This is a genomic window from Streptomyces nodosus (assembly GCF_008704995.1).
Taxonomy (GTDB): domain Bacteria; phylum Actinomycetota; class Actinomycetes; order Streptomycetales; family Streptomycetaceae; genus Streptomyces; species Streptomyces nodosus.
In genome coordinates this window covers 3,416,025-3,435,676 of the sequence record NZ_CP023747.1, presented here as the reverse complement: position 1 = coordinate 3,435,676, position 19,652 = coordinate 3,416,025, and the positions used below count along the sequence as shown (strand labels likewise).

General features: G+C 72.3%; 16 protein-coding genes. 5 read left to right on the top strand and 11 right to left on the bottom strand.

Annotated features, from left to right (window positions below; genetic code table 11):
• Window positions 1–62: 62 nt before the first annotated feature.
• From CP978_RS15455 to CP978_RS15440, 4 genes are all read right to left on the bottom strand, one after another.
• Entirely contained in the window at window positions 63–218 is a 156-nt protein-coding gene (locus CP978_RS15455) for a hypothetical protein (protein ID WP_311775018.1), read from the bottom strand.
• Between the two features lie 151 nt (window positions 219–369).
• Window positions 370–957, bottom strand: coding sequence for a Uma2 family endonuclease (locus CP978_RS15450; protein WP_043441296.1), 588 nt, complete (start codon window positions 955–957; stop codon window positions 370–372).
• A gap of 107 nt (window positions 958–1,064) precedes the next feature.
• Window positions 1,065–1,664 (bottom strand): Uma2 family endonuclease, encoded by a 600-nt coding sequence (locus CP978_RS15445; RefSeq protein ID WP_043441294.1) that lies wholly within the window; start codon window positions 1,662–1,664, stop codon window positions 1,065–1,067.
• An 89-nt stretch (window positions 1,665–1,753) separates the two neighbouring features.
• Window positions 1,754–2,428 carry a GDSL-type esterase/lipase family protein gene (locus CP978_RS15440; RefSeq protein ID WP_043441293.1) on the bottom strand — a complete coding sequence of 225 codons (675 nt, stop codon included), beginning with the start codon at window positions 2,426–2,428 and terminating at the stop codon, window positions 1,754–1,756.
• 146 nt (window positions 2,429–2,574) lie between these two features.
• Between CP978_RS15440 and CP978_RS15435 the strand changes: the two genes are divergently transcribed.
• Both CP978_RS15435 and CP978_RS15430 read left to right on the top strand, forming a co-directional pair.
• Window positions 2,575–3,570 (top strand): hypothetical protein, encoded by a 996-nt coding sequence (locus tag CP978_RS15435; protein ID WP_043441291.1) that lies wholly within the window; start codon window positions 2,575–2,577, stop codon window positions 3,568–3,570.
• Between the two features lie 172 nt (window positions 3,571–3,742).
• Window positions 3,743–5,266, top strand: a complete 1,524-nt coding sequence (locus CP978_RS15430) for a cellulase family glycosylhydrolase (protein WP_043441290.1) — start codon at window positions 3,743–3,745, stop codon at window positions 5,264–5,266.
• 133 nt (window positions 5,267–5,399) lie between these two features.
• Here the strand turns inward: CP978_RS15430 and serC are convergent, their stop codons facing one another.
• The 6 genes from serC to CP978_RS15400 form a co-directional block, all read right to left on the bottom strand.
• Entirely contained in the window at window positions 5,400–6,518 is a 1,119-nt protein-coding gene (serC, locus tag CP978_RS15425; RefSeq protein WP_043441287.1) for a phosphoserine transaminase, read from the bottom strand.
• Between the two features lie 460 nt (window positions 6,519–6,978).
• Window positions 6,979–8,202, bottom strand: a complete 1,224-nt coding sequence (locus tag CP978_RS15420; RefSeq protein ID WP_043441285.1) for a cytochrome P450 — start codon at window positions 8,200–8,202, stop codon at window positions 6,979–6,981.
• The gene (locus CP978_RS15415) at window positions 8,199–8,816 is read right to left on the bottom strand and encodes a GTP-binding protein (RefSeq protein ID WP_227745379.1); all 618 of its coding nucleotides are present in this window, start codon (window positions 8,814–8,816) and stop codon (window positions 8,199–8,201) included. The genes CP978_RS15420 and CP978_RS15415 overlap by 4 nt, the downstream gene beginning before the upstream one ends.
• Window positions 8,797–9,144 (bottom strand): DUF742 domain-containing protein, encoded by a 348-nt coding sequence (locus CP978_RS15410; protein ID WP_043441283.1) that lies wholly within the window; start codon window positions 9,142–9,144, stop codon window positions 8,797–8,799. The genes CP978_RS15415 and CP978_RS15410 overlap by 20 nt, the downstream gene beginning before the upstream one ends.
• Window positions 9,141–9,548 carry a roadblock/LC7 domain-containing protein gene (locus tag CP978_RS15405; protein ID WP_043441281.1) on the bottom strand — a complete coding sequence of 136 codons (408 nt, stop codon included), beginning with the start codon at window positions 9,546–9,548 and terminating at the stop codon, window positions 9,141–9,143. The genes CP978_RS15410 and CP978_RS15405 overlap by 4 nt, the downstream gene beginning before the upstream one ends.
• Entirely contained in the window at window positions 9,545–11,410 is a 1,866-nt protein-coding gene (locus CP978_RS15400) for an ATP-binding protein (protein ID WP_043441279.1), read from the bottom strand. Before CP978_RS15400 ends, CP978_RS15405 begins: the two co-directional genes overlap by 4 nt.
• A 222-nt stretch (window positions 11,411–11,632) precedes the next feature.
• Between CP978_RS15400 and CP978_RS15395 the strand changes: the two genes are divergently transcribed.
• Window positions 11,633–14,590: an FAD-binding and (Fe-S)-binding domain-containing protein gene (locus tag CP978_RS15395; protein WP_052454135.1), complete on the top strand. Its 2,958-nt coding sequence runs from the start codon at window positions 11,633–11,635 to the stop codon at window positions 14,588–14,590.
• 314 nt (window positions 14,591–14,904) lie between these two features.
• Here the strand turns inward: CP978_RS15395 and CP978_RS15390 are convergent, their stop codons facing one another.
• Window positions 14,905–15,858 (bottom strand): EamA family transporter, encoded by a 954-nt coding sequence (locus tag CP978_RS15390; RefSeq protein ID WP_043441276.1) that lies wholly within the window; start codon window positions 15,856–15,858, stop codon window positions 14,905–14,907.
• A gap of 444 nt (window positions 15,859–16,302) precedes the next feature.
• On the opposite strand from CP978_RS15390, the gene CP978_RS15385 reads away from it, so the two are divergent.
• Window positions 16,303–18,054, top strand: a complete 1,752-nt coding sequence (locus CP978_RS15385) for an acyclic terpene utilization AtuA family protein (RefSeq protein ID WP_043441274.1) — start codon at window positions 16,303–16,305, stop codon at window positions 18,052–18,054.
• The gene (locus CP978_RS15380) at window positions 18,051–19,649 is read left to right on the top strand and encodes an acyl-CoA carboxylase subunit beta (RefSeq protein ID WP_043441272.1); all 1,599 of its coding nucleotides are present in this window, start codon (window positions 18,051–18,053) and stop codon (window positions 19,647–19,649) included. Before CP978_RS15385 ends, CP978_RS15380 begins: the two co-directional genes overlap by 4 nt.
• The last annotated feature ends 3 nt before the right edge of the window (window positions 19,650–19,652 follow it).

Below are 19,652 nucleotides of genomic sequence, written 5' to 3'. Positions count from 1 at the left end.
TCACAAGCCAACGTCTTGGAGTGCGCTCGACGCAAGGGGGAACGCCGCCGCGAGCGCCGGGCTCAGTCCCGAGGCAGCCCGGCGGTGTCGAAGGCGAGCTCGAGGGGGGTGTCGGTCATGTCGATGACTCCGCCGTAGGCGACGGAGAGTTCGCTGGTGTACTCGCCGTCCTTGGGCTGGGTGTAGAGATGGCTCCTGCCCTGGTAGGGGTCGGCCACGAGGTGGACTGGGACTTCGGCGAGGGCGTAGGCGGTCTTCCCGTGTGTCCCTCGGGGACGGGCACCTTCTCGAGCCGCTCGAACGCCTCATCCAGGCGGCGCGCGTTGTCGCTCACGGCCATCACGATCCCGTCTTCCAGGACGTCGCGGCTCAGTCCCGCGGGAACTCGTCGGTCTTGAGGGTGAGGCCGACCACGGTGTCGGTGAGGTCGAGGTCTTCTCCGAAGGGCACCTTGGTCTCGGTCGCGTAGTCCCCGTCCTTGGGCTGGGTGTAGAGGTGGCACCTGCCCTGGTAGGGGTCGACGACGAGGTAGACGGGGACTTCGGCGAGGGCGTAGGCGGTCTTCTTGGGGCCGTAGTCGTTGAGGGCGGTGCTCTTGGAGAGGACTTCGGCGACGAACTCGACGTCCTGATGCCGCCAGCGTCCGTGGTCACCCCTCACCGCTCCCTCGGCCAGCGCCGCCGCGTCACAGGCGAAGCCGTTCAGATGCCCGGGGAAGTCGATACGGACGTCGGATGCCATCCGATTGCGCGGATACCTGCCGTACAACTGCTGAAGGATGTCGAAGACGATCTCAAAATGAGTCTGCCGCTGCGGTGACATGAAGATGTTCCCCCCGACGATCTCGACCTTTGTTCCCTCGGGGACGGGCATCTTCGCAAGTGCCTCGAACATGGCGTCCAAGGTCAGCTCGCCGCTCTCTTCGGCCATCTCGGTCCTGTCGTCGAGGACGATCATCGTGGCGCTCCTCCCCGGCCGCTCCCGCGTGAGTGCGGCCGCGCGGTCCAACGATACGCACGGTGACCGGGGTGCGCCGGAATTCGGCCAGGTTTCCGGCCACGCGGCTACTCAGGCGGCCGGTCGCGAGGGAACTCCTCGGTGTGCAGGGTGAGGTCGAGGAGGGTGGTGGTCATGTCTACGTCCGTGCCGAAGGCGACGGAGAGTTCGCTGGTGTACTCCCCGTCCTTGGGCTGGGTGTAGAGGTGGCACCTGCCCTGGTAGGGGTCGACGACGAGGTAGACGGGGACCTCTGCGAGGGCGTACGCGGTCTTCTTGGGGCCGTAGTCGTTGGAGGCCGTGCCCTGGGAGATGACCTCGGTGACGAACTCGACGTCCTGGTGGCGCCAGCGGCCCTCGTCGTCCTTCCGTGCGGAATCGCCGAGCACGGCCACGTCGGGGCAGAAGCCGTTCTGGTGGCCCGGGAAGTCGATCCGGACGTCCGAGAACACCCTGACATCCATCCCGAATCTGTCTTCGACAGCCCGCACGATCCGGCGGATGATCTCCCAGTGGGTGTCGCGCTGCGGCGTCATATGGATGTTGCCCCCGACGATCTCGACCCGGAATCCTTCGGGGACGGGCATCCGCTCGATGCGCCGGAACCACTCGTCCAGGCGCCTGGTGTTCGCGTCGGCCATCGCGATCTCCTCGTCGAGGACGGTCATCGTGGCGCTCCTCCCCGGCCGCCCTCCGCGCAAGTGCGGCCGCGCGGTACAACGATACGTACGGTGAGGGGGGACACGCCCGGAATCGATCAGTACGCGCGGTACGGCTCTCCCAGCCCCCACTCCTGGTGCATCGCCTCCGCGAACGCCTCCGCGATCCGGTGCTCGCCGTGTGTGTTGGGGTGGGTGCCGTCGTAGGTGTCCCTGTGGAGGTCGTACGCGGGCGGCGGGGCCAGCAGGAGCGGGGAGCGGGGTTCGTCCAGGTCGGCGACCGTCTTCTCCAGGAGGTCGTTGAAGAGCGCGACCTGGGCCGCGAAGAGGGTGTCCGTCTGCGCCCGGATGTTCGGTATCACCGGGAGCAGCACCATGTGGATGCGCGGGTTCGCCGTACGGGCCCGGGTCACGAAGGCGCGTGCGTTGTCCGCCGTCTGCTCCGCGTCCGTGTAGAAGCCCAGGTCGATCAGGCCCAGGGCCACCAGCAGCACATCCGCGCGGGACTGCCGTACGGCGTCGGCGATCAGGGGCGCCATATGCAGCCAGCCCTCGCCCCAGCCCGCCAGATGGGTGCGCGGGAAGTCCGGTTCGGCGTAGGCGTAGGACGTCGGCGCGTCCGCCGTCTTGTCGTAGAGGGCTTCGCGGGGGCCGACGAGAGTGCACGGACCGCTGTAGGTCGCGCAGAGGTGCTGCCACATCCGGTAGCGCCAGGTGTGCTCGCCCGCGCCCCCGATGGTCATGGAGTCGCCTACCGGCATAAACCTGAGCATCCACCCATCATGGACGATCGCCGTGGGAGGCGGGGCGGGGGCGGGGGAGCGGTCGGGGAGGTGACGCGCGCCACGCGGGCCGGTGCCGGGCGCCCGGGGGCGTGGCCGGGCCCCTGAACTGCGGCGCCGGATGGCAGGCTTGGGGCATGCGTCGATCGTTCGCGTTCCTCTCCGCGGTCCTGCTCATCGGTGTGCTCGCCGCACCCGCGTCCGCCGCCGGCGACGACGGCTTCACCATCGAGGATCCCCGGATCACCGAGTCCAGCGGTCTCGCCGCCTCGCACCTCCACCCGGGGATCTACTGGACCCACAACGACAGCGACGACGGCCCGTACATCTATGCCGTGGACAGCCGCACGGGCAGGACGGTCGCCACCGTCACCTTCCGTGGCGTCGGCGCGCCCCGTGATGTCGAGGCGATCTCCATCGGACCGGGGAACCGGATCTACCTCGGTGACATCGGCGACAACTTCGGCGGCAGATGGCCGCACGTCTGGATCTACACCTTCGCCGAGCCCACGGTGCTCGAGGACCAGACGGTCCAGGCCACCCAGTACGTGGTCACCTACGAGGACGGGCCGCGCGACGCCGAGTCCCTGGTGGTGCACCCCGGAACCGGGCGCGTCTACATCATCGACAAGAAGGAGGACGGCGGTCACCTCTACGAGGGGCCGGACCGGCTGTCCTCGACCGGGACGAACGTCTTCCGGCCCGTCGCCCCCGTGGATCTGTGGGCCACCGACGCCGCCTTCTCCCCGGACGGTGAACAGCTCGCCGTGCGCGGCTACTTCGGCGGTATCGCCTACGCCTGGAACGACGGCCGGATCAAGCGGCAGGACCGGCTGAGCGTCCCGCTCCAGCGGCAGGGCGAGTCCGTGACCTACACCGTCGACGGGTCGAAGCTGATGTACGGGAGCGAGGGCGCCGGCAGCCGGGTGCAGTCCGGGGACCTGCCCGGCCGCCAGGAGGACGGTCACGGCGGGGGCTCCGGGGCCTCCTCGGGCAAGGGCGGCGCCCAGGCCGGGAGTGCCGGTGAGCAGGTCCCCGACACCGACTACAAGGTCGGCGGCCTGGTCATCGTCGTCGGCCTCGCTCTGGTGTTCGGCATCAAGCGGCTGGTCCGCCGCCCCCCGCGGCAGTAGCCGTACCCGCTCCGGTCGCCCCCGGCGCCGCGGGGACGGACGCCGGGGTGCGGACCGATGGCGCGCACGACTCTTGACGTGGCCATGATGTGCCCGTTTTCCTAAGGGATGCGCGGTGCATGGGAGCGCTCCCATCCGTTCCGGGGCCGTGCCTTTCCGAGAGGAACCCACGATGTTCCGCAAGGTGCGAAGGGCGCTGTGTGCGGTCGCCGCAGCGCTTGTGCTACCGCTGGCGGGTGCCGGTACGTCCCATGCCGACGCCACCGCAGGCTCCGGCTACTGGCACACCAGCGGGCGGCAGATCCTCGACGCGTCGGGGCAGTCCGTCCGTATCGCCGGCATCAACTGGTTCGGCTTCGAGACCAGCAATCTGGTGGTCCACGGTCTCTGGTCGCGCGACTACAAGAGCATGATCGACCAGATGAAGTCGCTCGGCTACAACGCCATCCGGCTGCCCTACAGCGACGACATCTTCAAGAGCGGCTCCGTCCCCAGCAGCATCGACTTCTCCAGCGGCAAGAACGCCGATCTGCAGGGGCTGAACTCCCTCCAGGTCATGGACAAGATCGTGGCGTACGCCGGCCAGGACGGGCTGAAGGTGATCCTGGACCGTCACCGGCCCGACTCGGGCGGTCAGTCGGCGCTCTGGTACACCAGCGCGGTCCCGGAGAGCACCTGGATCGCCAACCTCAAGGCGATCGCGACCCGCTACAAGGGCAACTCCGCGGTGATCGGCATCGATCTGCACAACGAGCCGCACGACCCGGCCTGCTGGGGCTGCGGCGACCAGGCGACGGACTGGCGCCTGGCCGCGCAGCGCGGCGGCAACGCGGTGCTGTCGGCCAACCCCGACCTGCTGATCTTCGTGGAGGGCATCCAGACCTACGCGGGGGTCTCCGGCTGGTGGGGCGGCAACCTGATGGGCGCCGGGCAGTACCCGGTGCAACTGGACGTGCCCAACCGGGTCGTCTACTCGGCGCACGACTATGCGACGAGCGTGGCCCAGCAGACCTGGTTCAGCGACCCGGCGTTCCCGAACAACATGCCGGGCATCTGGGACAAGTACTGGGGCTATCTCTTCAAGCAGAACATCGCCCCGGTGTGGGTGGGTGAGTTCGGCACCACGCTGCAGTCGACGGTGGACCAGAAGTGGCTGGCGGCCCTCGTGTCGTACATGCGCCCGACGGCCGGGAACGGCGGCGACTCCTTCTCCTGGTCCTTCTGGTCGTGGAACCCCAACTCCGGGGACACGGGCGGCATCCTGAAGGACGACTGGTCGACCGTGGACACGGTGAAGGACGGCTATCTGGCGAGCATCAAGGCGCCGGGCTTCCCGGGCACGGGCGGCGGTGACGGTGGCGGCAACGGCGGCGGCAACGGTGGTGGCGGGACCACCGCGGCCTGCAAGGCCGCCTACACCGTCAGCAGCGACTGGGGCAGCGGCTTCAACGCCGATGTGACGGTGACCAACACCGGCACCAAGGCGATCAGCTCCTGGAAGGTGACCTGGACATGGAGCGGGTCGCAGAAGGTCAGCAGCATGTGGAACGCGAGCTACACCCAGTCGGGCGGGACGGTCACCGCGGTGAACGCCGCGCACAACGGCAGTGTGGCGGCGGGCGGTTCGGCGAGCTTCGGGTTCAGCGGGGCGCCCGGCGGCGGCAGCGTGCCGAGCCTGAGCTGCACGGCCTCCTGAGCCGCGTGGCGGTGTGAGCTGCGTACGGGGGTGTGAGGCGCGCGAAGGGGCGCCCGGTCCATACCGGGCGCCCCTTGTCGGAGTGGCGAAGTCCCTGCCCGGTGTCCTCCAGGACACCGGGGCCGGACGCGGTCTAGAGCTTCTCGATCACATGGTCGACGCAGCGCGTCAGCGCCTCGACGTCCGCCGGGTCGATCGCCGGGAACATCGCGATGCGCAGCTGGTTGCGGCCGAGCTTGCGGTAGGGCTCGGTGTCGACGATGCCGTTGGCGCGCAGCACCTTGGCGACGGCCGACGCGTCGACCTCGTCCGTGAAGTCGATCGTCCCGATGACCTGCGAGCGCTTGGCCGGGTCGGTGACGAACGGGTTGGCGTACTTGATGTCCTCGGCCCAGCCGTAGAGCGTGCGCGCCGAGGTCGCGGTGCGGCGCACCGCCCAGTCGAGGCCGCCCTGGCCGTTGAACCACTCCAGCTGCTCGTTCAGCAGGAACAGGGTGGCCAGGGCCGGGGTGTTGTACGTCTGGTTCTTGCGGGAGTTGTCGATCGCCGTGGGGAGGCTGAAGAACTCCGGGACATGGCGGCCGGAGGCGTGCACCCGCTCGGCGCGCTCGATCGCGGCCGGCGAGAAGACGCCGATCCACAGTCCGCCGTCGGAGGCGAAGGACTTCTGCGGGGCGAAGTAGTAGACATCGGTCTCGGCGATGTCGACCGGGAGGCCGCCGGCGCCGGAGGTGGCGTCCACCAGGACCAGGGCGCCCTCGTCGGCGCCCGCGACCCGCTGGATCGGCATCGCGACACCGGTGGAGGTCTCGTTGTGGGTGAAGGCGTAGACGTCGACGCCCGCCTCGGCCTGCGGCTCGGGGTGGGTGCCGGGGTCGGCGGAGATCACCGTCGGCTCGGCGAGCCATGGGGCGAGCTTCGCGGCCTTGGCGAACTTGGAGGAGAACTCGCCGAACGTGAGGTGCTGCGACTTGTTCTCGATCAGACCGTGGGTCGCGATGTCCCAGAACGCGGTGGAGCCGCCGTTGCCCAGGACGACCTCATAGCCGTCGGGGAGCTGGAACAGCTCGCTGATGCCCTCGCGCACCTTGCCGACCAGGTTCTTGACCGGGGCCTGGCGGTGGGATGTGCCGAGCAGGGAGCGACCCGTGGCGGCGAGGGCGTCCAGCGCCTCGACCCGCACCTTGGAGGGACCCGCGCCGAAACGACCGTCGGCGGGCTTGATGTCAGCGGGAATCTGGATATCAGCCACGAACCGGAGAGTAGTCCTTCGGAGAAACCGGACGGAAACGTGTCCGTTCGATGAGACGACTCCCTCCGGTCCGTGGATTCGTACGGAACCACAGGGGTCGCGAGCCCGCGACCCCGCGAGCCCGGCATGATCCGGACGACGGGCGGGGCCACGCCGGTTCGGACGGGCCGGGCCGCCCGGGTCCAAAGGGGGGTGCCCGCCCCGGGGCGGGCATGCGGGCCGCGCGGAAGGGGGAGGCGTCGCTCCTGTGTTTGCCGGGTGATGGCCGTTTCCCGGGTGACGACGCGTACGCCGCCGGGCAGCGCCACGGAGGCCGGCGGACGGCGGCCCGGCCTTCCGCGGCCGGGCGGCGCTCTCGGCGTCGAGGCCGGAGACGAACGGGTCCACAGACGAACAGGTCCGGAGACGAACAGGTCCGGAGACGAACAGGTCCGGAGACGAACGGGTCCGGCGCCGGTGATCAGGCCGAAGGGCCTCCGACCGCCGGGGTCGGAGTGAATGTCACCGGCAGCGCGGTGAGGCCCCGCAGCCACGGCGAGGAGCGGCGGGTCAACTCCGCCTCGGGAACGGCGAGATCGATGTCCGGCAGCCGGTCGAGCACCACCTCGATCCCGGTCCGCGCGATCACCTCCGCCAGCTCCTGCGCGGGCCACGGACAGCGGTGCTCCCCGTGGCCGAAGGAGAAGTGCGCGTTGTTGCCGCCGGTGAGCGCGGAGCCGTCGGTGCGCACCTGGGGGTCGCTGTTGGCGCCCTGGAGACCGAGCAGCAGGAGATCGCCGGCGCGGATGTGACGGCCGCCCAGGTGGATGTCGCGGGAGGCCCAACGGCCCGCGACGTTCTGGGTGGGGGAGTCCTCCCACAGCACCTCGTTCATGGCCTCGGCGATGCTGTTGCGCCCGCCGAAGAGGGAGGCGGCGAAACGGTCGTCGGTCAGCATCAGCCGCAGCGAGTTGCCGATCCAGTCCGTGGTCGGCTGGTGGCCCGCGGCCAGCATCACCATCAGGTCCTGGACGATCTCCTCGTCGGTGAAGCCGTTCTCGTCCGCGAGCATCCGCGAGACCACGTCGTCCGCCGGTTCCTTCTTGCGCTCGGCCAGCAACCGGGCCATGGAGGCGGCCAGCAGCCTCTGCCCCTCGATCGCCCGCTCCCGCCCGTCGATCATGTCGTTGAGGGCGGTGACCAGTTCGGGACCCTGCTGCTCGGAGAAGCCGTACAGCCGCGCGAGGACACGGACCGGCAGCAGCATCGCGTACTGGGTGACGAGATCCGCCGAACCGTCGCCGCAGACCGTGTCGATCAGCTCGTCGGCGACCCGCTCGGCGTGGGCGCGCAGTTCGTAGGGGTCGACGGTCTCCAGCGCGGCGCTGACCATCGCGGCGCGCTCGCGGTGGCGGGCGCCGACGGTGTGAATGATCGAGGACTGTCCCCGGCCGATCACCGGCAGCAGCGGCCAGTCGTCGGGGACGTCCTCCCACCGGTTCCACAGGCCGGAGTCCCGGCTGAAGAGCACCGGGTCACTGGTGACCTGATGCAGCTCGCGATAGCCGAGCACCAGCCACGCGGGGATGCCGGCGTCGAGCAGCACGGGTGCCACGGCACCGTGCTCGCGCCGCATCTCCCGGTAGAGCACGGCGGGTTCGGCCTGGAACCGGGGCCCGCTCAGGGGCACGGGGGCGGGGGTCACACCAGCTCCTGTTCGGACGGGGGTGTCTGGGTGGCGTAGTACTGCCGCACATGTTCGACCAGCGTGATCAGGACCTGTTTGGAGGAGTCGCGTTCCCGCGCGTCGCAGTCGATCAGCGGGACGTCGGGGTCGAGGTCGAGCGCCGCACGGATCTCGTCGGGGGTGTGCCGGGGGCCGCCGAAGTCGTTGCAGGCCACGATGAACGGCGTGCCGTGGCGCTCCAGTCGGTCGATGGCGTACCAGGAGTCGTCGATACGCCGGGTGTCGAGGAGGACGACCGCGCCCAGCGCGCCGGAGAAGAGCCGGTCCCACAGGAACCAGAACCGCTCCTGCCCGGGCGCGCCGAACAGATACAGCACATTGTGCGAGTCCAGGGTGATACGGCCGAAGTCGAAGGCGACGGTGGTGGTGGCCTTGTGCTGCACCCCGCTCACATCGTCGACGGTCTCACCGGCCCGGGTCATCGTCTCCTCGGTGCTGAGCGGGCGGATCTCGCTCACCGAGCGGACCATGGTCGTCTTGCCGACGCCGAGGCCGCCGACGATCACGATCTTCAGGCCGTTGTCCGCCTGGGCACCCAGCGGAGTGCGGCGGTCAGAGGTTGCGGAGTCCAACGAGCACCTGCTCCAGGAAGTCGGGATCGGGAAGTGCCGCGGTGCGGGGGTGGCGGGCGCTGACGCGGCCCGCGGCCAGCAGGTCGGAGAGCAGGATCTTGATGATGCTCACCGGCAGCCCCAGTTCGGCGGCGATCTCCACCACCGCCGTGGGCTGCCGGCACATCCGCAGGATCGCGGCGTGCTCCGACTGCAGGCCGGACACCGGGTCGCACTCCGCGACCACGAGGGTCACCACGTCCCACCGGTCCGACGCGTCCGACCGGCTGCGGCCCCCGGTGAGGGTGTACAGCCGGTCGGGCGCGTCGTCCCTGCCGGGGCGGCTCATGACTGCCGCGGCGGCGCGCTCAGGTGTGCGCCGAGTTGTTCCACGAGTTCGCTCATGTTGTGCCCGACCAGTCCCGCGTCCGCGTCCTCGCCGGTGACCAGGGCGAGATGGGCGCCCTCGCCCGCCTCCACGATGAACAGGACTCCGCCGTAGAACTCGGTCATCGCCGAGCGCACGCCCCCGCTGCCGTCGCCGAACTCCACGGAGGCGCCGTGGGACAGCGACTGGATGCCGGCGGAGATCGCGGCCAACTGGTCGGCCTGGTCGGCGGAGAGCTCCGGGGTGCGGCACAGCTTCAGCCCGTCCCGGGACAGCACCAGTGCGTGCCGGGCACCCGGGGTGCGCTCCAGCAGTCCCTCGATGAGCCAGGTGAGCTTCTCGTCGACAGTCGTGGTGGCGGTCATGAAGTGGTGTCGCCTTCCGGGTGGGAGGGGGTGGCGGCGGATTCCGGTGCGGTCGGTTCCGGCACGGGATCGGCTGCCGCTGTCTCTGGTGCGTGGGGTTCGGGTGCCTCGGGTGGGTGTGCTCCCTCGGGGGTGGCGGGCGCCGTCCTCTGCGGGGGCTCGGTCTCGGCCGTGGTGTCCTGGGGGGCGGTCGGGTCCGGCCGGGCGCCGCGGACGGCCTCGCGGAAGGAGCCGAAGCGGGGGGCCCGGACCTTGGCTTCGTCGGGGGTGCGCGGCTCGCGCGCGGAGCGGGCCGCGGCCCGGTCGCGGACCTGTTCGGCCTCGGCGAGGGCCCGGCCGCGGCGGCGCCGGGGGAGACCGCCGGTGCCGGGGCCGTCCTTCGCCGGTACGTCGTCCGCGGAGGTGCGCACGGACGTGCGCTCGGACGTGCGCGCGGAGTCGTGTACGGAGTCGTGCACGGGCTTGTGGGTGGACGTGTGCGCGGACGGCCGGTGCGCCGGGGAGTCCGTTCGGGGGGACCCATGGGCCGGGACCGGGCCGGGGCCGAGGTCCTCGACGGCGCGGGCGGCGGAGTACGAGGGGCGCCGGCCGGGCGCGGTCCGAGCGGCCGGTGCCGGGGCGGGCTCGGTGGCGGGCGGCGGCGTCGGCCGGGTCAGGACGGCGTGCGGGATCAGCAGCAGGGCGCTCGTGCCGCCGCGCGCCGACGGCCGGAAGGACACCCGCAGCCCGTGCTTGCGGGCGAGCCGGCCGACGACCGTGAGACCGAGCCGGGTGCCGGTGAGCATGCTCAGCTCCGCGTCGCCGGAGACCGCGCGCTCGGCGCGGCGCAGCTGCACCTCGCCCATGACCAGGCCCGCGTCCTCCACCGAGACGATGACCCCCGCCGGGACCTCCTCGACATAGACATGGACCTCGGCGGTCGGTGGGGAGAAGTTCGCGGCGTTGTCCAGGAGTTCGGCGAGCGCGTGCATCACACCCTCGGCGGCGTGACCGGCGACCGCGGCCTCGCTGGAGGAGTGGACACGGATCCGCTGGTAGCCGCTGATGCGGCCCATGGCGCCGCGCAGGATCGACTCCATGACGATGGGACGCGCCCAGCGCCGGCCGGAGCGGGCGCCCGCGAGGACGGCGACGGAGTCGGCGAGACGGCCCGCCTGGGCGGTGTGGTGGTCGAGGTGCAGCAGATCGGAGAGGACGTCCTCGTCCGCGTGCCGCTCCTCCATCGCGCGCAGGTCGGCGAGCATGCCGGTGGCCAGGGCCTGCATCCGGCCGGCCACATTGGCGGTCATGGCGAGCGCCGCGTCCCGGGCGTTCGCGGTCTTGCGGACGCGCTGGACGAGGCGGAGCCGGTCCGCGGTGAGCTTGGCGACATCGGAGGCGAGCCGGTCGCGCCGGCGGTCGGACTCCTCGGTCAGCTCGGCGCGCTGCCGGGCGAACTCATCCGTGAGACGGGCCCGCTCCCGGGCGAACTCCTTGATGAGCCGCTTCCGTTCGTGGGCGAACTCCTCGGCCAGCCGGACCCGTTCCTCGACCAGACCGTCCGTCAGCTGCTTGCGTTCGATGCCGAACTCCTCGGCGAGCCGCGCCCGTTCCTGAAGGAGCCGGCTCGCGTCCTGAGCCAGGGTGTCGATCCGGCGGCGGGCCAGCGACGCCGACCGGGTGCCGTGGACCGCGAGGGCGACCGTCACACAGAGTGATAAGGCTGCGGCCCCGCCGCCCCAGGCCAGGGGGACACGGACCGTCGTCGGCGCCGCCAGGACCGCGGCGACGACGGCGAGTCCCGCCACCGCGGCGGTGCCCAGGGCGGCGGGTGCGACGGCACGGAGATTAGCGCGTACGCCTGACGGCGTGAGGGCGGTCATGCAGGGTGTCCTCGGTCGGCCTCGGTTTGTCCAGGACGTTCGGGGCGCGCGGGGCCAGAAAGGGAGCGGCGTCCCGAGGGTGATCAACTAGGCGTGACTATAGGAGAGTCGGCGTACGGAACGAGCACGTCCCGTTGCCGGACTCATCATACGATCGTGCGAGAAGCGGATGGCGGCACGCCCAGGACGGTCACTGTCAGTGGTCGGAGGCATCCTGGGAGCATGACGGATACGGGGAAGCGACGGCGGGAGACGCCGGGCGTGGACGGCGCCGCGCTGGCCGCCGAGCTGCGCGCGGCGGTGCGCGGCACGGTCGATCTCGGGACGACGGCGCGGGCGCTGCACACCATGGACGCGTCCAACTACCGTCGGGTGCCGCTGGGCGTGGTGGCTCCCCGGGACGCGGACGACGTGGCCGCGACGCTGGCCGTGTGCCGTGCGCACGGCGTGCCGGTCGTCCCCCGCGGCGGCGGTACGTCGATCGCCGGACAGGCGACGGGCACGGGCGTGGTGCTCGACTTCACCCGGCATATGAACCGGCTGCTGTCCCTGGATCCCGGGTCCCGCACGGCGGTGGTGCAGCCGGGCCTCGTCCTGGACCGCCTCCAGGAGGCCGCCGCCCGCCAGGGTCTGCGTTTCGGCCCGGATCCCTCCACCCACGCCCGCTGCACGCTCGGCGGAATGATCGGCAACAACGCGTGCGGCTCCCACTCGGTGGCCTGGGGCACCACGGCGGACAGCGTGCGCGAGCTGTCGGTGCTCACCGCGCGCGGCGAGGCGCTGAGAGCGGGCCGTTCCTGGCAGGGCGCTCCCCAGGGGCTGCGGGACCTGGTGGAGGGCGAGCTGGCGTTGCTGCGCACGGGCTACCCCGCCCTCCCGCGCCGTATCTCCGGGTACGCCCTGGACGCGCTGCTGCCGGAGAAGGGCGCGGATGTGGCCCGCTTCCTGTGCGGTTCCGAGGGCACGCTGGGGGTGCTGACCGAGGCGGTGGTCGGCCTGGTCGAGGCGCCGCGAGCCACCGCGCTCGCCGTGCTGGCGTATCCGGACGAGAGCGCGGCCGCCGAGGCCGCGGCCGGGCTGCTGCCGCTGGGGCCGCTGACCGTGGAGGGCATGGCGGCCGATCTGGTGCCGCCGTCCGCGGGGCTGCCGAGGGGCGGCGCCTGGCTGTTCGTGGAGACCGGCGGCGCGAGCGGGGCGGAGGCACGCGCCCGGGCGCAGTCGGTCGTCCGGGCCGCGGAGGTCATGGATGCCCTGGTGGTCACCGATCCGGCCGGACAGCGTGCGCTGTGGCGGCTGCGTGAGGATGCTGCCGGGGCGGCCACCCGGATCCCCGCCCCGGGGCCCGGGTCCGGGACGGACACCGAGGCATGGCCCGGCTGGGAGGACTGCGCGGTGCCGCCGGCCCGACTGGGCGCCTATCTCCGGGATTTCCGGCGCCTGCTGGCCGAGTACGGTCTGCGCGGGGCGCCCTACGGCCACTTCGGGGACGGCTGCATCCATGTCCGGATCGACTTCGACCTGGTGACCCCCGGGGGCGTCGCCCGTTTCCGCCGCTTCTCCCAGGACCTGGCCGCACTGGTCGTCTCCCACGGGGGCTCCCTCTCCGGGGAGCACGGGGACGGCCAGGCGCGGGCGGAGCTGCTCCCGGCGATGTACGGGCCGGAGCTGGTGGCCCTCTTCGAGCGCGCCAAGGACCTCTGGGACCCGGACGGCCTGCTCAACCCGGGCATGCTGGTGCGGCCGGACCGGCTGGACGAGAACCTCCGGTTCGCGGTGCTGCCCCGGGAGCCGGTGGAGGTCGCCTTCGGCTATCCGGCGGACGGCGGCGACTTCTCGGCCGCGGTGCGCCGGTGCGTGGGGGTCGCCAAGTGCCGTACGACGACGGTGTCCGGGGACGCGGTGATGTGCCCCTCGTTCCGGGCGACCGGCGAGGAGGAGCACTCCACGCGCGGGCGGGCCCGGCTGCTGCACGAGATGCTGGCGGGCGAGGTGGTCACCGACGGCTGGCGGTCCCCGCAGGTGCGGGACGCGCTGGATCTGTGCCTGTCCTGCAAGGGCTGCCGCACGGACTGCCCGGTCGGCGTCGACATGGCCACCTACAAGGCGGAGTTCCTGCACCATCACTACGCGGGGCGGCGCAGACCGGCCGCGCACTACGCCATGGGACGGCTGCCGGTGTGGCTGCGGGCGGTCGACCGCACCCGCGCCGCTCGGCTGGTGGGCGCCCTGGCGTCGGTGGGGCCGCTGGCGGCGCTCGGCAAACGGCTGGGCGGGATCGCCCCCGAGCGGGACCTCCCGCGCCCGGCCGTGGAGACCTTCAGCCGCTGGTGGGCACGGAGATCCCGGGAGCAGGGGGGCCGGAGGACGTCCGGTGCCGGTGCGCGGGTGGTCCTGTGGCCGGACACCTTCACGGAGCACTTCACGCCGACCGTGGGCCGGGCCGCCGTACGGGTGCTGGAGGCGGCGGGCCTGACGGTGGACCTGCCGCCGACGGTGCGCGGGGAGGCCGTGGCGGACGACGGTCCCGGGCGCCGGCTCGCCGCTCGCCGGGCCCGTGTCTGCTGCGGTCTGACCTATGTCTCCACGGGACAGCTGGACCACGCCCGCACCGTGCAGCGCCGGACGCTCGACCTGATGGGACCGGTGCTGGCGGCCGGTCTCCCGGTGGTCGTCCTGGAGCCGAGCTGTGCCGCCGCCCTCCGCACCGACCTCCCGGAGCTGCTGCACGACGATCCCCGCGCACCACGGCTGGCGGCCGCGGTGGTGACCTTCGCGGAGGCCCTGGAGCGGTACGCCCCGGACTGGACACCGCCGCGGGTCGACCGCCCGGTGGTCGGTCAGACCCACTGCCATCAGCATGCGGTGCTGGGCGACGCGGCCGACCGCGGGCTGCGCGCGGCGGCGGGCCTCACCGGCGAACTGGCCGGTGGCTGCTGCGGGCTCGCGGGCGACTTCGGCTTCACCCGGGGCCACTACGAGGTCTCGACGGCCTGCGCGGAGGAGCAACTGCTCCCGGCGGTGCGGTCGGCGCCCGGGGACGCAGTGGTCCTCGCGGACGGCTTCTCCTGCCGCACCCAACTGGAACAGCTCGCGGGCCGCAGAGCACGGCATCTGGCAGAGGCCCTGGCCCAGGGCCTCGACGGCCCGGAGGGGACCGGGGAAGGGGCGCCGGGGCGGTGAACTCCTGGCGGTAGGGACGGTGTCCGCCGTCGGTTGCCCGGGCCTGCTCGGTTTCGAGGGGCGGCACGGGCGGTCAGGTGGTGGACCGCCGGGGGCGTCCCGATTGACCGTTCGGAAGGGGCGCCGGGGCGGTGAACCCCTGGCGGTAGGGACGGTCTCCGCCGTCGGCCCCCCGTGGGCCTGCTCGGTTTCGAGGGCCGGCACCGGCGGTCAGGCGGTGACCGCCCGGGGTCTCCCGAGCGCCCTTTCGCCGCACAGGGCGCCGTATCGCAGGGGTAGCGTGCCGCTGAGCCGGTGGTGCCGGCCGGCCCCGTTCAGGCCTCCGGCTGCGCGGGCGGTCCGCCCCGGCCGACCTGGGTCCGTACCGCTCCCATGCTGGCCGCGATGACCAGCACGATCGCGACCGCCTGGAGCGCGGTCAGGGCCTGGTCGAGGATCAGGAAGCCCGCGGTCGCCGCGATGGCCGGTTCCAGGCTCATCATGATCGCGAAGGTGGAGGCCGGCAGACGGCGCAGGGCGAGGAGTTCCAGGGTGTAGGGAAGGACCGAGGAGAGCACCGCCACGGCCGCGCCGAGCCCGACCGTCGTCGGCACCAGCAGCTTCGAGCCCGACTCGGCGATCCCCAGCGGCACGAAGAGCACCGCGGCCACCGCCATCGCGAGCGCGAGCCCGTCGGCCTGCGGGAAGCGCCGTCCGGTACGGGCGCTGAAGACGATGTAGGCCGCCCACATCGCGCCCGCGGAGAGCGCGAAGGCGACGCCCGCCGGATCCAGGTCCCCGAAGCCTCCACCGCCGAGCAGGAAGACCCCGGCCAGGGCGAGCCCCGCCCAGAGCAGATTCACCGCGCGGCGGGAGGCGAACACCGACAGGGCCAGCGGGCCGAGCACCTCCAGGGTGACCGCGGGGCCCAGCGGAATGCGGTTCACGGACTGGTAGAAGAGGCCGTTCATCCCGGCCATGGCGATGCCGAAGACCACCACGGTTCCCCAGTCGGCGCGCGAGTGCCCGCGCAGCTTGGGGCGGCAGACCAGCAACAGGACGACGGCCGCCACCACGAGCCGCAGGGTGACGACGCCGAGCGCACCGGCCCGTGGCATCAGGCTCACCGCGAGGGCGGCGCCGAACTGCACGGAGACGCCCCCGGCGAGCACCAGCCCCACCGGCCCCAGGGAACCCCGCCGGGGCGGTCCGCCGGGCGCCGGGGGCGCGGAGTCCGGCGCGGCGGCCACCGGGGCCGGGGTGGAGGGGGCGGAGCTGGGGGTGTTCACGGGGCCTTCCAGTTCAGTCGACGTGGAGTTTGTTCAGCATGCTGTACCTGTGGGTCCAGGGTAATGGACTTGTCCAGGGGTTCTGCTCGGGGTGTGCTGGGGGTGTGCCTGCGGCGCCTCCCCGGCGCCTCCCCGGCGCCTCCCCGATGTCGCCCCGGCGCCTCCCCTGTATCTCCCCGGCCCGGCCCGTCCCGGACGCCGCGGCCGGAAATTCATGCAAGCACGCTTGCTTGTTTCCGGGGCCGCTGCCATGCTCCCCAGGCACACCGCCGTCCCCCGAGGGGAGCGCACCGTGTCCGACGCACCGCCCGTGACCGACGAGTACGGCGCCCGGGAGCCCGACGGACCGTGCGGCCCGCCCGCCCCGCCGGGCCGGTTCGTCCCGCCTGTCCAACCCGCCCCGCCCGGCCGGTCCATGTCGCCCCGCCGCCCCGGTGCGGCCCCGTGACCGGCGGCCCGGCGGCACACCGCCCCCTGCTCATAGGCAATGCCTCCGGCTTCTACGGCGACCGTTTCGACGCCCTGCGGGAGATGCTCACCGGCGGTCCCCTGGACATCGTCACCGGCGACTATCTCGCCGAGCTGACGATGCTGATCCTCGGCCGCGACCGCCTGAAGAACCCCGCAGGGGGCTATGCGCGCACCTTCCTCGGCCAGTTGGAGGAGTGCCTGGGCCTCGCCCGGGAGCGGGGCGTGCGGATCGTGACGAACGCGGGCGGCCTCGCCCCGGCCGGACTCGCCGACGCCGTACGGAAGTCGGCGGACCGTCTCGGCATTCCCGTACGCGTCGCCCATGTCGAGGGCGACGACCTCACCGCCTCCTTTCCGGGCGCCCTGGCCGCCCATGCCTATCTGGGCGGCCAGGGCATCGCCGCCTGTCTGCGCGAGGGAGCCGATGTGGTGGTCACCGGACGCGTCACGGACGCCGCGCTCGTCACCGGGCCCGCCCTCGCCCACTTCGGCTGGGGAGCCGGGGAGTACGACCGGCTGGCCGGCGCGATGGTCGCCGGGCACATCCTGGAGTGCGGGGCCCAGGCCACCGGCGGCAACTACGCCTTCTTCACCGACCATCCGTCCGAACTGCTGCGCCGGCCCGGTTTCCCGCTCGCCGAACTCCATGAGGACGGCAGCAGCGTCATCACCAAGCACGACGGCACCGGCGGTGTGGTGGACATCGGCACGGTCACCGCGCAGCTCCTCTACGAGACGGCCGGCGCCCGCTATGCCGGGCCCGATGTCACCGCCCGCCTCGACACGGTCCGGCTCACCCGGGAGGCGCCCGACCGGGTGCGCGTCCGGGGGGTGCGCGGCGAGGCCCCGCCCCCGGCGCTCAAGGTCGGCGTCAACCGTCTCGGCGGCTACCGCAACGAGGTCGTCTTCGTGCTGACCGGACTCGACATCGAGGCCAAGGCCGCGCTGGTCAGGGACCAGATGGAGGCCGCCCTGGCAGCCGCCGGGATCGTCCCGGGGGCTTCCGACTCCGCCGGAGCAGAGGGGAGTTCCGGGGTGCGCGTGCGCTGGGACCTCGTCCGTACCGACCACCCCGACGCCCCCACCGAGGAGACGGCCGGCGCCCTGCTCCGGCTGGTGGTGCGCGGCCCCGACCAGGAGAGGGTGGGCCGGGCGATCGGCGGCGCCGCCGTCGAGCTGGCGCTGGCGAGCTACCCCGGCTTCCATCTGGTCGCGCCCCCGGGCAAGGGCACGCCCTACGGGGTCTTCGAGGCTGCCTTCGTGGACCGCGGTGCCGTGCGGCAGATGGCGGTGCTCCCCGACGGGCGGCGGATCCCCGTGCCCCCGGCCCCCGGCACCTGTCCCCTCGCCGAGGTGCCTCAGCCGCCCCTGCCCGAACCCCTGCCCCCGGGACCGACCCGGCGCGCTCCCCTCGGACGCGTCGCCGGGGCCCGCAGCGGGGACAAGGGCGCAGACGCCAACATCGGGGTGTGGGTGCGCACCGAGGAGGCCTGGCGCTGGCTCGCCCACACCCTCACCGTCGACCGGCTGCGCACCCTGCTGCCGGAGACCGCCGGTCTGACCGTCGTCCGCCATGTGCTGCCGAATCTGCGCGCCCTGAACTTCGTCGTCGAGGGGCTCCTCGGCGAGGGCGTCGCCGCGCAGCACCGCTTCGACCCGGGTGCCAAGGGCCTGGGCGAATGGCTGCGCTCCCGCCATCTCGACCTGCCGGAGGCCCTGCTGTGACGGTCCTCGCGTCCACCCTGGACGTCCACGGCCCCGACTACCGCGCCCGTCGCGCCGCCATGCTGGACCGGCTCGCCGCCCTGGACGCCGAGCATGCCAAGGCACTGGCCGGGGGAGGGGAGGCGTACCTCGAACGGCACCGGGCCCGCGGCAAACTGACGGCCCGTGAACGCGTCGAACTACTGCTCGACCCCGACACCCCGTTCCTGGAACTGTCCCCGCTCGCCGCCTGGGGCAGCGACTACCCGGTCGGCGCCTCCCTGGTCACCGGCATCGGGGTGGTCGAGGGCGTCGAATGCCTGATCACCGCCAACGACCCGACCGTGCGGGGCGGCGCCAGCAACCCCTGGAGCCTGAAGAAGGCCCTGCGCGCCCATGAGATCGCGTTCGCCAACCGGCTGCCGTGCATCAGCCTGGTGGAGTCGGGCGGCGCCGATCTGCCCTCCCAGAAGGAGATCTTCATCCCTGGCGGCGCGGTTTTCCGCGACCTCACCCGGCTGTCCGCCGCCGGGATCCCCACCGTGGCGGTCGTCCTCGGCAACTCCACCGCCGGCGGCGCGTACATCCCCGGCATGTCCGACCACGTGATCATGGTCAAGGAGCGCGCCAAGGTGTTTCTCGGCGGGCCGCCCCTGGTGCGGATGGCGACCGGGGAGGAGAGCGACGACGAGTCCCTGGGCGGCGCCGAGATGCATGCCCGGGTGTCGGGCCTCGCGGATCACTACGCCCTCGACGAACGGGACGCCCTGCGGCAGGCCCGCCGGGTGGTCGCCCGTCTCAACCACCGCAAGGCGTACCCCGATCCCGGTCCCGCGGGCCCGCCCCGCCACGACCCGGAGGAACTGCTCGGGATCGTGCCCGAAGATCTGAAGGTGCCCTTCGATCCGCGGGAGGTCATCGCCCGGGTCGTCGACGACTCCGACTTCGACGAGTTCAAGCCGCTGTACGGGACGAGCCTCACCACCGGGTGGGCCACCCTGCACGGCTATCCGCTCGGGGTGCTGGCCAACGCCCGGGGCGTGCTCTTCAGCGAGGAGTCCCAGAAGGCGGCCCAGTTCATCCAGCTGGCCGACCAGCGCGACATCCCGCTGCTGTTCCTGCACAACACCACCGGCTATATGGTCGGCCGGGAGTACGAGCAGGGCGGCATCGTCAAACACGGCGCGATGATGATCAACGCGGTGTCCAACAGCCGGGTCCCGCATCTGTCCGTGCTGATGGGCGCCTCCTACGGGGCGGGGCACTACGGGATGTGCGGGCGGGCGTACGATCCCCGCTTCCTGTTCGCCTGGCCCAGCGCCAAGTCCGCCGTGATGGGCCCGCAGCAGCTCGCCGGGGTGCTGTCGATCGTGGCCCGGCAGTCGGCCGCGGCGAAGGGCCGTCCGTACGACGAGGACGCGGACGCCGCCCTGCGCGCCATGGTGGAACAGCAGATCGAGTCCGAGTCCCTGCCGATGTTCCTGTCCGGGCGGCTGTACGACGACGGGGTCATCGACCCCCGCGACACCCGCACCGTCCTCGGCCTGTGCCTGTCCGCGATCCACACCGCGCCCTACCAGGGCGCGCGTGGCGGATTCGGCGTCTTCCGGATGTGAGGC